Here is a 12,644-nt window from a genome sequence, read left to right as displayed (position 1 = left end):
CTGGAGGGCAATATTGCGGAAATACCGAAGCGGTGCCGATTCGCAATAACGGCAGTGCTAAAGCAGGCGATTACTCAGTTAAGGGCCTTGTTCGTAATTACGGCCTCATTATCTGCGACGAATGCCACCATGCCGCCGCACCACAGCTCGAGCTTATTCTCAAGTCCGCCCCGGCCAAATACGTATACGGCCTTTCTGCGACGCCCGAACGATCCGACGGCCTTACGCGGGCGCTCTCCATGCTCTGCGGCCCGCTCCGTTATGTTATCGATCCAAAAGCGCAAGCGATTCAGCAGGGCATCCAGCGCATCGTACGGCCTCGTTTTACTGGAATTCGACTACCCGCCTACGAGCCAGGTGCAAACTTCAATCAGATTCTCGACCTGCTGTGCACGCATGCAGCTAGAAACGAATTGATTGTCAACGACGCTATTGAAGCTGCGTCAAACGGCCGGCATCCGCTCGTGCTGACTAAAAGGAAAAAGCATGCCGAGGAGCTGTTCGGGATGCTCAAAAACCAAGGACACGAACCCGTTCTCCTGACCGGGGAAATCGACGCCAAAGAAAGAAAAACGATACTGAGCAGTCTTCCCCGCTTCGAGCATGAACATCGAATCATCGTCGCCACCGAAAGCCTTTTGGGCGAGGGCTTCGATCTGTCCTACCTTGACACTCTACTCATTGCCACGCCGATATCGTGGGACGGCAGCATCACGCAGCAGGCGGGCAGGCTCCATAGAAGCCACGAGGGCAAGCGACGGGTTGAGATATTCGACTACGTTGATTTATCTATACCCATGCTCGCCCGCATGTACCAGAAGAGACTCAAGACCTACGCCAAGCTCGGGTACGAAGTCTACGTGACCGGAGGCAGCGAGCAGTCCGATCAAAACATTCTCATAGAACCGGCTAATGCCGTAGAGACTCTGGTTGAAGACATCGTTGGCGCCGCCAAGAGCATCTTCATTGCCGCGCCCTACGCATCCGCCGCCTGCCTCGCAAAGCTCGGCGATGCAATCAAAGGTGCCACTGCCCGAGGGATTGCTCTTGAGTTTTTCATTGCCTCGACTCCGCGCGAAGATGCAAGCGAGACTTTGGCAGAAATGAACGTCGAGCATGCCATTAGAGCAGAAGGACGTTTGTGTGCAGCGATAATTGACGAAGAAACTATCTGGTACGGAACGATCCCGCTACTAGCTTTCCCCAAGAAAGAAGACTGCAGCATCAGGTTCAAAAACAGCGAGATCGCAGCGGAGCTCTTAGACGAAATCAACCACAAGGGAAAGCCAGATGCCACGTCAACAGGCAGGACATCCCCACCACTTGCGGTGGAATAGGGACTGTTTTTTGGCGTATCAGCCGCCAATCAGTCCCTATTTCACCGCAAGTTAAAAGCGAGTGGCTAGCTCAGTGGGCCCTGGAACAGTTCTTGATGCGAGCCCATTCTGACCAGTCGGATCACAGGATTAGTCTTATGCGGCAAGTACAGAACGACCACATCGACCAAGCCATCGGATAGGTGGAAATCGATGTGGCCGTTGTAGTTTCCGCCCGGGTTTGAGAGCTCGTGGGCGCCGTACTCCGCTGGAAGCGACCCATGGGCCACAAGCTCTGCAACCGCCGCTTTAAACTCACTCTTTAGCTGCGGATGGATGCGCATCGTCCGTTTGTAATCCGCCTTAAACTGAGCCTCGACTTTAATCTCAAACATCGCTAGTCCTCATCGAGGAACGACATAAGCTCATCAGCGTCGTTGAATGACGGGCTATCGTCCGGCAAAATCCCCAACTCATGAGCCTCGGCGATTACCATGGCACGCCTCGTCGCTTCGTTGGGCACTTCCGCCCTTCCTACGATCTCAAAAGGAATCTTTCGCTGATTTACAAGCTGCCGAACGGCAAGATTCAGATAGGAATTGAGGCTGAGGCCGACCGAATCCAAGAACTCAGTCGCCTGCTCCTTGAGCCCCTCTTCGATGCGAACCGTCGTAGGCTTAACCGTTGCAGTAGACATACGCGACCTCCTCGCCCTCGTCTTTTGCATCAGTATACCCAATATAAATGGCAAACTGACGTTAGATAGCATCAGATTGCTATATATATTCATATCGCGGTGGGCACGATTGCCCTACATCAGCCCACTCAGGGCAATGTCGACGGCTTCGTTGAGGTCGTCGGTGATGTGTACGAGCTCGGGATCGAGCGGGCTGATCATACCGGCATCCATCACCGGGCCGTTGAGCCAGTCGAACAGGCCCTGCCAGTACTCGCTGCCTACCAGCACGAGCGGCATGCGCTTGACCTTGTGCGTCTGCACCAGCGTGAGCACCTCGAACATCTCGTCGAGCGTACCAAAACCTCCGGGAAACACGATGGCGCCCGAGCTGTATTTGACGAACATGGTCTTGCGCACAAAGAAGTAGCGGAAGTCCATACCCAGGTTCACGTATTTGTTGAGCCCCTGCTCGTGCGGTAGTTCGATACCCAAACCGACCGACTTGCCGTTGGCGCTCGCCGCTCCCCTGTTGGCCGCCTCCATGATGCCAGGGCCGCCGCCGGTGATAACCGCGACGCCGCGCTGGGCGATTTTGCGGCCGACCGTGCGCGCCGCCTTGTAGAGCGGATCGGTCTTGGGCGTGCGGGCACTACCGAAGATGGTCACCGCGGGCCCGAGCTCGGCAAGCGCGCCGAAGCCATCGACAAACTCGGCCTGAATGCGCAGCACGCGCCAGGGATCGGCATGCAGCCAGTCGGTCGAGTCCTCGGGCGCCAGCAGATTGGCGTAGGTGTTGTCCTTAGGAATCATGGGGCCGCGCATGACCACGGGGCCGCGGCGGTACGTCTCGTCGTAGGCGGGCTCGCCCTCGACGTTCTCATTCTTAATCATGGGTACTCCTATCGAAAACAGAAACGGGCGGGGTCGACGCCATGCGTCAAACACCCGCCCGAACATCAACCATTCGGTATGGTACCCACGATGTATCAAGCGCTTGCAAGCTATCGGTCAGCGGTTGCGCAGACAGTGCAGGCGAACGTGATGACCGGCCGGCGCTCGCCCCTTGCCGTTGCCCGCGCTCTGCAAGCGCCCGCGCCACTCTTAGTAGTCCACCGCCGCAGGACTGTTCATCCAGTCGCTCACAAACGCGCCGTAGCGGCCCTCGATAATGGCCTGGCGGGCACGCTGCATAAGGTTGAGCAGGTAGTAGATGTTGTGCATCGACAGCAGAATACCGCCGAGCATCTCCTTCTGCGTGACCATGTGACGGATGAGCGCGCGGCTGTAGCCGCCCGTGCACACCGGGCAGGTGCAGGTGGGGTCGATGGGGCCGTCGTCGTGCGCAAAGCGGGCGTTGCGGAAGTTGAGGCGGCCTTCACTGGAGAACGCCGTGCCCATGCGGCCGGTGCGCGTCGGCAGCACGCAGTCGAACATGTCGATGCCCACGCCAACGCCGCGCACGAGCGTGGTAGGGTTGCCGACGCCCATCAGGTAGCGTGGCTTGTGCTTAGGCATGTACTCGGAAGCCAGCGGCGCCAGCGTCTCGAACATGGTCTCGTGGTCCTCGCCCACCGAGTAGCCGCCGATGCCGTAGCCGGGGAAGTCGCCGCACTCCTCCAGGTGGCGCAGCGATCGCAGGCGCAGGTCCAGATGCATGCCGCCCTGAACGATGCCAAAGAGCGCCTGGTCGTCGCGGGTGTGGGCCTTATAGCAGCGCTCGGCCCACATGCTCGACAGCTCCACGGCGCGCTCGACGTAGGCGCGCGTGGCGGGATAGCCGGGGCATTGGTCGAGCTGCATGCAGATGTCGGAGCCGAGCTTCATGGCGATTTCCATGTTGTCCTCGGGCGTCCAGAACACGTGGCGACCGTCGTAATCGTTGACGATAAAGCGCACGCCCTCGTCGGTGAGCTTGACGGCGTCGTTGTGGCTGAACACCTGGAAGCCGCCCGAGTCGGTGAGGATGGGGCCGTGCCAGTTCATAAACTTGTGCAGCCCGCCCAGCTCGGCGATGGTGTCCTCGCCGGGACGCATGGACAGGTGGTAGGTATTGGCAAGCACGATCTGGGCACCGAGCTGCTTGACGGTCTCGGTAGGAATACCCTTGACGTTTGCCTTGGTGCCCACGGGCATAAAGATCGGCGTCTCGATGTCGCCGTGCGGGGTGTGCAGTACGCCGGCACGCGCGTGCGTCGTCGGATCCTCGGCAATCAGGTCGAATTTAAAAAGGCTCTGGTCCATAAACTGGAACTCCTTGGTTGCGGTTCATACGCAGACCATTATACGAGCAACCAGCCAACCGCACCGACTCGACAGAAACTGGCGCGAGAGGCGGCGTGGCGGGGACACGACAAGGACACGGCAAATGAGCGTGGATTTTTGGACGCTTACCTCATGAGTGTGGATAATCTCCCACTTTTGCCCAAAACACAGGTCAAAAACGGGAGATTATCCACGCTCATTCGGCAGAGCATCTGTGCGGACTCTTAGACAACCAAGGCAACACCGATGTTATGGCACCGACAGCGAAAACCCGCCAGAGCGAGCAAGGTGCCTTGAAACAAGGCGGCATTGATCTTTTGATCATGCCACCGAAGTTGAAAGGCAGATTGCCGCTCTGGCGGGTTTGCAGCATCAACTGGTTACGCGGTTTGGTAAAACCGCGTAACTCTTAGGGCCGCTGGCCCATGCCGCCCTCGAGGGTGACGGTCTCGCCATTCATGTACTTAAAGTCGGGGCCGCAGAGCTGAACGACCACGCGGCCGATTTCCTTCTCGACGTCGCCGTAGTGGCCCGCCGGCGGCATGTGGACGTTGGCCTTGAACGCCTCGGGATAGGCATCCTGGAAGTTCTCGAGCGCAGCGGTCCAAGCAAGCGGGCACACGATATTGACGTTGATGCCGTCCTTGCCCCACTCGTTGGCGGCAACGCGAGTCAGACCGCGGATGCCCTCCTTGGCAGCGGCATAGCTGCACTGACCATAGTTGCCAAACAGGCCGGCGCCCGAGGCAAAGTTGACCACGGAGCCCTTGGTCTCCTTCAGGTGCGGGTAGGCCTTCTGCATGTACAGATAGGTAGCATACAGGCCGGAATAGATGGCCAGGTTAAACTGATCCATGGTGTGGTCGGCGATGGTCACGCCCGAGGCGCTGGCCTGGGCATTGTTGACGACGGCGTCGATGCGGCCGAACTCCTCGATGGCCTTGTCGATGACGTTCTGGACGACGGCCTCGTTGTCCTGACCAGCCGAGACATCGGCCTGAACAGGCAGAACCTTGACGCCGTAGTCGGCCTCAAGGGACTCCTTGGCAGCCTCGAGCTTGGCAACGTTGCGGCCGGTAATAACGAGGTTTGCGCCCTCCTTGGCAAAAGCGATATCAATGCCGTAACCGATGGAGCCAGCGGAGCCGTCCTTAAGCGTGGCCTTGCCACCGCCGGTGACGATTACGGTCTTACCAGTGAAAAGTCCCATACGAAGTCCTTTCAAATCGCGACGGGCCCACCCGCCGACAGCGCGCATCCAACTTCACGCGCCAAAAGCTGAAATGCAACTTTAGCGGGTTCAAGTGAAAAATAAAGGCTGCAGCAGGCGAACGGCGCAACGTCTTTCGGCGAAGGGAATGTCAAGCGCAAACTGAATATAGAGGCCGAATTTTTGCTATCCAAGCGAACCATCGAACACGTTTTGAAACTTTGCTGCAGCGCGCGGGATGTCGACGCGAGACTTTATCATAGGGTGACAAACAACGATGAGGAGCGCATGCCTATGACAGACGAGCTGGACCCCCAGACTCAACAGCATATTGACGATTCAGCAGACACCATTGACGACTGCGATACTTCCACCAGCAGCGATGGCGGCATTGATGCCGCTGTCGAGGAGGCTCCTGCCGCCGCAAACGAGGCCGCAGACGCAAATGTCGCCGCAGAGCAAGACAAAGAAGAGCAGCTGGAGCAGCCGGACCCGAGCGATACAGAGCCCAAGGCTGAGAACGCTCCGCAAGCAACAGGACCCATCGAGGTGTCTTCGGAAGAAGAGCTCGATGCCGTCATGGACTCCATGATGGATGCCGTCAAAGCGATGAAAGACGCCGTGTCCGACGCCGATATCGACGCCGAAGAAGAGGAAGCCGCCGAGGCCGCCTCGACCTTCGTGCCCGGCGAGACCCCCGTTGCCGACCAAGGCAGCACCATGCCCTCGTTCCTGCAGCTTGAGCACCCTACCATTGGTGCCGATGCAGTTGATCCGCACGCTGCCGGCTTTTCCGTAGTCGAGGGCGGCACCGGCAGCATCGCCACGTCACAGGCGCCCGATGTGGGCACGGAAAACGCCGCTCACCCGACCGCCCCGCACACCCCCGCAGCCAGCCGCGATCTGGGAAGCGCCGTCTCAAACACCGCCAACGCCGTAGGCACTTTTATTGCCCAGGGCGCCTCGGCCATGCGCGAGATGAACGCCGCGAAAAAGGCACTCGCCGATGCACGCGAACACCTGGCAGAGTTGGAGCAGCGCATCGCCGATCAAGACGAGGAGCTCGAGACACGCCAGGATATCGCAGGCCGCTACGACCAAATCGTCGCCGAGCAGCGCCAGACTATCGAAACGGCACAAAAGGCCGCCGCGGCGGCAGAAATCGGCCGCGATACCCATGCTGCCAAGGCAACAGAGCTCAAGGCGCAGCTCGAGCAAATAAAAGAAGAGGACGATGCCACCGAGCGGCGTCTCAAAGCCGCGCTCGACGCGGTGGAGGCACGCGAAGCCAGCTCGCGCGAGACCGGTAACCGCCTCGTACGACGTCTCGAGGATTCCAAGCGCATCCGCGATAAGGTGCAGGCCGAGCGCGACGCCGGCGTTGCCGCAGCACAGCAAACCGTCGACGCCACGCGTGCTCAGCTCGAAACACTGCGCCACGAGTATGCCGAGCTGCAGCGCAATCCTTCGGCAAACCCCGCCAATTACACCGTGCGCACCAGCGAGCTCTCGATGCAGATCTCCGACACGGCCGATGCCCTGCGCAAAGCCGAGGAAGATGTCCCGCACATCACCGCCGATCTTGAGCACTCGCTCGCGGCCGCCGAGCACGCCGTCGAGCAGGCGCAAGCCCCCATCGCCGACGCCAAGCGCGCCCATCAGGCCGTGACGGCCGAGGCCGATACCGCGCGCGACGAGCTACAGACCGCAAAAGCCGCCGCTGCAACGCGCCAGCGCGAACTGCGCGAGAAGATCGCCGCCGAGGACAAGGCACGTCGAGAGCAAGAGCAGGCCATTGCCGATGCCCAGGCGGACGTCGCGCACGCACAGTCGATCATCGAGCAGGCGACCGAAGTGCACGACCATCCCGAGATTACCGAATCGCTCGCGGGCTCCTTGGCCCGCGATAAGGCCGAGCACGCCGAAACCGAGCGCGAAGTGGCTCAACTCGAAGCCGCCGAGGACGACGTGCGCGAGCGCACCCGCGACTCACGCATCAAATTCACCGGCGCCATCGTCTGCATTGCCGCTATAGTCCTCGTGATCGTCTTGATCTGGCTGTTCGCGAGCAAGTAAACCAGCTGCCAAAAAACACTCAACGCAGTTGCGGTGAGATAGTTCCTGTTTAGCCATCAAAAAGGTCAATTCAAGAACTATCTCACCGCAACTTTTTGATTGGTGCAAAGGGGTCAAGCTACTTTGCACCAACTTGGCGCGTATAGACCAGTCTCCATTGCGCCAACAACGTTTGCCCAGATAAAACCTGCCAAAATAAACCTGTCCCTTTTTGGCAGGTTGAACCACGGCAACACCGATGTTTTGGCGCGACCCGCGCAGCGTCGGCCGGTTACGGCGTTTGGAAAACGCCGTAACCTACTGAATGAGCATGGCGTCGCCAAAGCTGAAGAAGCGGTAACGCTCTTCGATAGCAGCGGCGTAGGCATCCATGATCTGGTCGCGGGAGGCAAGCGCGCTCACGAGCATCATGAGCGTGGAACGCGGCACGTGGAAGTTCGTGATCAGCGCGTCGACCACGTGATAGGTCGAGCCAGGCATAAGGTAGAGCTGCGTCGTCGCGTTCTCGCGCACCACGATGTCACCGCGGCCGAGCGTGTCGGCGCCGTCCTCGCGGCCCTCAAAATAGCGCGCCGTCACAGCCGGATCGGACACCGACGCGTCCGCGTCAAACGCGCTCTCGAGCGAGCGCACCGCGGTGGTGCCGACGGCGATCACGCGATGCCCCTCGGCTTTAGCCTTATGCACGGCGTCGACCACCTCCTGCGATACGTGGTAGCGCTCGGTGTGCATCACGTGCTGCGTGGGGTCGTCCTCCTCCACCAAACGGAAGGTATCGATGCCGACCTCGAGCTCGACAGCGGCAAACTTCGCGCCCTTGGCCTCGATAGCCGCCATGAGCTCGGGCGTGAAGTGCAGACCCGCCGTGGGAGCAGCAGCCGAGTGCTCCTCCTTCATGGCGTAGACGGTCTGGTACTTCTCGGGGTCGCCCTCGTAGTCGGTAATGTAGGGCGGCAGTGGCACGTGACCGGCAGCATGGATGGCCTCGTCGAGCGTGCGCGGGTCGCCGGCGGCATTGCAACCGGCCGGCTCAAAGCGCACCAGACGGCCGCCGCGGCTATCGGTAACAAAGTCGACGACCTCGGCCGTCAGTACCACGGGCGCGCCCTCGGGCGCATGTGCGCCACCGGCGCGATACTCAATCTGAGCACCGGGCTTCAGACGCTTGCCCGGCTTGACCAGGCACTCCCAAACGTGACCCAGCGGGTCAACATCCTCGCGGCGCTTGAGCAGCAGCGTCTCGACCACGCCGCCCGAGCCTGCCTTGCGGCCAATCAGGCGAGCCGGCATCACGCGCGTCTGGTTGATAACGAGCACGTCGCCCGGCTCGATATAGTCGATGATGTCGCGGAAGATGCGGTGCTCAACGGTACCGCCGTGCTCCAGCGGCGTCCCCGCCTCGGAACCCTTGCGATCCACCACCAGCAGGCGGCAGGAGTCGCGCGGCTCGGCAGGAGCCTGGGCGATCAGTTCCTCAGGAAGGTTGTAATCAAAATCATCGGTACGCATAGACACGTCGGATACTCCTTATATAGCTAAAGTCCGCTCTACATCCTAGCAGGCCGCCAGCCCAAAAGAACTACTTTTTGGCGGCTTTGCGCTCGTCGCGGATGCGGGCGCGGTCCATGGCCGCCTCGACGGCAGAGAAGCGGCAACCACAGTAGTTCTGCCGATACATGCCCAGCTCGCGCGAACGACGTGTCGCCTCGGGGTAATACGGGCGAAAATCGCGAATCACCGGAGTGAGACCGCGAGCGGCAGCCAGACGCTCCAACACGTCATTGCAGGTATCGAACAGCTGATACGGCGAGACGGCGAGCGTCGTACCCACATATTCGAACCCGCGCTCCTGGGCCACGCGGCACGCTTCGGCCAAGCGCAAGGCATAGCACGCGCGACAGCGACGAGGTCGATCGGCACCCAGCGGTGCCACGCCGGTCTCCCAGCGATTGCGGTCCTCCCCTGCCTCGATGAGCTCGATGTCGCCATCGGCACACCACCGGCGCAGCTCGTCCAAGCGGCGCTGCCATTCATCGCGCGGTTGAATATTGGGGTTGGTCCAGCAAATCGTGGGCTCAAACCCTTCCTCGCGCAGCAGGCGAACCGGCTCCAGCGAGCACGGCGCGCAGCAAGCATGCAGCAGCAACGGCTTCATCTACATCTCCTCCCCCGCAATGATTCTTTAATCCCCGTCCCAGAAAAATCATCCCAAAAAGACTACCTTGCGAAAAAGCGAACGCCAAAGGACGTGTCCTCGCAGGCGACAATGCGGCGGTCGCGCAGGATGGTCCGCACGTAATACCAATCGCCCACACAACCCGACAAATGCAAGCCGGCCGCCAGGTAGCACAGCAGCGGATAGCCCGAGAACGCAAACCCCAGGGCAAACGCCACCGTCAAAGCAACCGTCGGCGCTAGGCAAACCGCCACGTACCGCCGGCGCGAATACACAACGCCCTCGGCGCAGGCGTAAATCATGCAGGTTTCGAGATTTGCCCCAAAGGTCACCCGAGCACCGGCGGGCGCAAACAGCTTAAAGAACACCGCGTGCGCCAACTCGTGCACGGCAAATGACGCCGCCGAAACCGCAACCAAGCCGACTATCCAGCCCAAGACCGCCGTCCAGCCGCCCGCGTCGGCCGCATCCAAGTCTGCAGGTCCGCCCAGCAGCATAAACAACGGCACCAGGCACACGGCAAATGCGCCAAGCACGGCCATCCCCCACACAAAGCAGGCGTGCAGGAAATCCTCGTCTTCAAACGCATGTATGTTGGAAATCTCATTCATAGCATCTAAGGATAGCGCCCCCGTCACGCACCCGCCCGCATGTGCGATAATGTCGAACGATATGCACGAATTGACCACTGCGTCGCCGAGCCCCGGGCCCGGCCGCGCTCTCACCATATGCGAAGGAGTCCCATGGCATCCAAATACTCCATGAACGACCGTCCCAGCTGGCCTCGCCGCGCCATCGTTACTGCCGGCGAGCCCTACGGCAACAAGGGCCTTCACTTTGGCCACGTCGGCGGCGTCTTTGTCCCGGCCGACTTCTTCGCCCGCTTCCTGCGCGACCGCCTGGGCCGCGAGAACGTCATCTTCACCTCGGGCACCGACTGCTACGGCTCGCCCATCATGGAGAGCTACCGCAAGCTCAAGGAGAACGAGGGCTACGACAAGTCCATTAGCGAGTACGTCGAGTCCAATCACTCCCGCCAGGCCGCGACCCTCAACAACTACAACATCAGCTGCGATATCTACGGCGGCTCAGGCCTTGAACCGGCTGCTCAGATTCACAACGAGGTGACCGCCGAGATTATCGAGCGCCTGCACGAGCAGGGCACCATCTCCAAGCGCTCCACGCTGCAGTTCTACGACGCCAAGGCCGATACGTTCCTCAACGGCCGCCAGGTGATCGGCCGCTGCCCCATCCAGGGCTGCAAGTCCGAGAAGGCCTATGCCGACGAGTGCGATCTGGGTCACCAGTTTGAGCCCGAGGAGCTCATCGCGCCCAAAAGCCAGCTCACCGGCGAGGTGCCCGAGCTGCGCCCGGTCGACAACCTCTACTTCGACCTGCCGGCCTACCTCGACTTTATGAAGACCTACACCGCCAAGCTCGCCCAAAACCCGCAGGTTCGCTCCGTGGTCTCCAAGACCATGGAGGAGTGGCTGCTGCCGGCACAGCTCTACATCCAGAACAAGTTCCGCGAGGCCTTCGACGCCGTCGAGGACCAGCTGCCCGAGCACACCGTGCTGGAGCCCGAGGGCAACAAGAGCAGCTTTACCGTCACCTTCCCCAGCTGGAAGGAACGCGACGACGCCCACGCGGTGCTCGCCAACGGCGGCGTGCGCTTCCGCAGCGGCAAGGCGCTCGTGCCCTTCCGCATCACCGGCAACATCGACTGGGGCGTTCCGGTGCCCGAAGTCGACGGCGTGACCGATGTCACCTGCTGGTGCTGGCCCGAGAGCCTGTGGGCGCCCATCAGCTATACGCGTACCGTACTCGCCCGCGACGCCCGCGCCGCCGGCGTGACCGAGGGTGTCGCCGCCCAGGACGCCGCCCTTATGGGCGAGCCCGCTACCGATTCCACGCAGGTGCCCGCACCCACCTATCAGCACAGCTCGCTCGATTGGCGCGACTGGTGGTGCTCAGACGACGCACAGATCTACCAGTTCATCGGCCAGGACAACATCTACTTCTATTGCATCGCGCAGACCGCCATGTGGGAGGCCCTGGGTTGGGACCTCACGCAGAGCACCGTCAGCGCTTGCTACCACCTGCTCTACATGGGCAAAAAGGCCAGCTCGTCCTCGCAGACGCCTCCCCCGCCGGCTGACGACCTGCTCAACCACTACACCTGCGAGCAGATGCGCGCGCACTGGCTGTCGCTCGGCCTGTCCGAGAAGCCGGTAAGCTTTAGCCCCAAGGCATACGACACGCGCGCGACCGGCAAGGACAAGGACGGCAACGAGGTGCGCGCCTGCGACGACAAGCGCGTCATCGATCCGGCCCTCAAGGAGAGCGCGCTGCTGACCGGCGTGTTCAACCGCCTGGCCCGCAGCTGCTTCTACGGCGTCGCCGTCAAGGAAGGCGACGAGAGCCCCTACCGCAACGGCTGCATCCCCGCTGGCGCCGCCTCTGCCGCCGTGGTCGAGGCTGCCGAGCAGGCCGCCCTTGCCTTTGAGCAGGCCATGTACAAGTTCGAGACGCACCGCGCGCTCGCCGTGTGCGACGACTACGTGCGCGCCGCCAACAAGCGCTGGAGCGACGCCTCCAAGGCCGCTAACAAGCTCGAGGGCGAGCCAGCCAATACCGCCATGACGCAGGCCCTCGTCGATGCCTTTACCGAGCTGCGCGTGGCCACCGTGCTCATGCACGGTATCGTGCCGGCCGGCTGCGAGCTCATCTGCGAGTATTTCGACGTCGACCCGGTCGCTTTCTTTAGCTGGGACAACATCTTTGCCTCCACGGATGAGTTTGTGGAGAGCCTGGGCGAGAAGCCCGGCGAGCACCGCGTGAAGCCGCTGCCCCCGCGCTTCGACTTCTTCAGCAAGCACGAGAGCCAGTACTAAAGCACGCCAGCAGCGGCGTGCCCGGAAAGTA

11 protein-coding genes are annotated in these 12,644 nt (G+C 61.2%); 3 read left to right on the top strand and 8 right to left on the bottom strand.

Features of this window, described 5'->3' with window-relative positions; genetic code table 11:
• Positions 1-1,337: DEAD/DEAH box helicase (locus tag ACEXKH_RS00980; protein WP_373572736.1), on the top strand; the 1,337-nt coding region annotated here is incomplete at its 5' end.
• Positions 1,338-1,402: 65 nt separating this feature from the next.
• Here the strand turns inward: ACEXKH_RS00980 and ACEXKH_RS00975 are convergent.
• From ACEXKH_RS00975 to ACEXKH_RS00955, 5 genes are all read right to left on the bottom strand, one after another.
• A complete protein-coding gene (locus ACEXKH_RS00975) occupies positions 1,403-1,711 on the bottom strand; it encodes a type II toxin-antitoxin system RelE/ParE family toxin (RefSeq protein ID WP_373572735.1) in 309 nt (102 codons plus the stop codon).
• A 2-nt stretch (positions 1,712-1,713) separates the two neighbouring features.
• Positions 1,714-2,013, bottom strand: coding sequence for a type II toxin-antitoxin system RelB/DinJ family antitoxin (locus ACEXKH_RS00970; RefSeq protein ID WP_117747007.1), 300 nt, complete (start codon positions 2,011-2,013; stop codon positions 1,714-1,716).
• Between the two features lie 114 nt (positions 2,014-2,127).
• Positions 2,128-2,886 carry an LOG family protein gene (locus ACEXKH_RS00965; protein WP_195246613.1) on the bottom strand — a complete coding sequence of 253 codons (759 nt, stop codon included), beginning with the start codon at positions 2,884-2,886 and terminating at the stop codon, positions 2,128-2,130.
• A gap of 210 nt (positions 2,887-3,096) precedes the next feature.
• Positions 3,097-4,236 carry a tRNA guanosine(34) transglycosylase Tgt gene (gene tgt, locus ACEXKH_RS00960; RefSeq protein WP_195622157.1) on the bottom strand — a complete coding sequence of 380 codons (1,140 nt, stop codon included), beginning with the start codon at positions 4,234-4,236 and terminating at the stop codon, positions 3,097-3,099.
• Positions 4,237-4,666: 430 nt separating this feature from the next.
• The gene (locus tag ACEXKH_RS00955; protein ID WP_118079591.1) at positions 4,667-5,467 is read right to left on the bottom strand and encodes an SDR family NAD(P)-dependent oxidoreductase; all 801 of its coding nucleotides are present in this window, start codon (positions 5,465-5,467) and stop codon (positions 4,667-4,669) included.
• Between the two features lie 294 nt (positions 5,468-5,761).
• Here ACEXKH_RS00955 and ACEXKH_RS00950 point away from each other — a divergent pair, with 294 nt between their 5' ends.
• Positions 5,762-7,543 carry a hypothetical protein gene (locus ACEXKH_RS00950; RefSeq protein ID WP_373572734.1) on the top strand — a complete coding sequence of 594 codons (1,782 nt, stop codon included), beginning with the start codon at positions 5,762-5,764 and terminating at the stop codon, positions 7,541-7,543.
• A 297-nt stretch (positions 7,544-7,840) separates the two neighbouring features.
• Here the strand turns inward: ACEXKH_RS00950 and queA are convergent, their stop codons facing one another.
• The 3 genes from queA to ACEXKH_RS00935 form a co-directional block, all read right to left on the bottom strand.
• A complete protein-coding gene (gene queA, locus ACEXKH_RS00945) occupies positions 7,841-9,052 on the bottom strand; it encodes a tRNA preQ1(34) S-adenosylmethionine ribosyltransferase-isomerase QueA (protein WP_373572742.1) in 1,212 nt (403 codons plus the stop codon).
• A gap of 70 nt (positions 9,053-9,122) precedes the next feature.
• Positions 9,123-9,698 carry an epoxyqueuosine reductase QueH gene (locus ACEXKH_RS00940; protein WP_373572733.1) on the bottom strand — a complete coding sequence of 192 codons (576 nt, stop codon included), beginning with the start codon at positions 9,696-9,698 and terminating at the stop codon, positions 9,123-9,125.
• 62 nt (positions 9,699-9,760) lie between these two features.
• On the bottom strand, positions 9,761-10,330 hold the full coding sequence (locus ACEXKH_RS00935) for a DUF3267 domain-containing protein (RefSeq protein ID WP_373572732.1): 570 nt from the start codon (positions 10,328-10,330) through the stop codon (positions 9,761-9,763).
• A 132-nt stretch (positions 10,331-10,462) separates the two neighbouring features.
• On the opposite strand from ACEXKH_RS00935, the gene ACEXKH_RS00930 reads away from it, so the two are divergent.
• A complete protein-coding gene (locus ACEXKH_RS00930; protein ID WP_373572731.1) occupies positions 10,463-12,613 on the top strand; it encodes a class I tRNA ligase family protein in 2,151 nt (716 codons plus the stop codon).
• Positions 12,614-12,644: the final 31 nt, after the last annotated feature.

Source organism: Collinsella aerofaciens ATCC 25986, assembly GCF_964259375.1.
GTDB lineage: Bacteria > Actinomycetota > Coriobacteriia > Coriobacteriales > Coriobacteriaceae > Collinsella > Collinsella aerofaciens_BO.
This window is presented reverse-complemented; position numbering and strand designations above follow the sequence as displayed.

Coding starts and splice junctions, on each gene's coding strand:
- ACEXKH_RS00975 (WP_373572735.1), bottom strand. CDS start 1,711: ATGTTTGAGATTAAAGTCGAGGCTCAGTTTAAGGCGGATTACAAACGG.
- ACEXKH_RS00970 (WP_117747007.1), bottom strand. CDS start 2,013: ATGTCTACTGCAACGGTTAAGCCTACGACGGTTCGCATCGAAGAGGGG.
- ACEXKH_RS00965 (WP_195246613.1), bottom strand. CDS start 2,886: ATGATTAAGAATGAGAACGTCGAGGGCGAGCCCGCCTACGACGAGACG.
- tgt (WP_195622157.1), bottom strand. CDS start 4,236: ATGGACCAGAGCCTTTTTAAATTCGACCTGATTGCCGAGGATCCGACG.
- ACEXKH_RS00955 (WP_118079591.1), bottom strand. CDS start 5,467: ATGGGACTTTTCACTGGTAAGACCGTAATCGTCACCGGCGGTGGCAAG.
- ACEXKH_RS00950 (WP_373572734.1), top strand. CDS start 5,762: ATGACAGACGAGCTGGACCCCCAGACTCAACAGCATATTGACGATTCA.
- queA (WP_373572742.1), bottom strand. CDS start 9,052: ATGCGTACCGATGATTTTGATTACAACCTTCCTGAGGAACTGATCGCC.
- ACEXKH_RS00940 (WP_373572733.1), bottom strand. CDS start 9,698: ATGAAGCCGTTGCTGCTGCATGCTTGCTGCGCGCCGTGCTCGCTGGAG.
- ACEXKH_RS00935 (WP_373572732.1), bottom strand. CDS start 10,330: ATGAATGAGATTTCCAACATACATGCGTTTGAAGACGAGGATTTCCTG.
- ACEXKH_RS00930 (WP_373572731.1), top strand. CDS start 10,463: ATGGCATCCAAATACTCCATGAACGACCGTCCCAGCTGGCCTCGCCGC.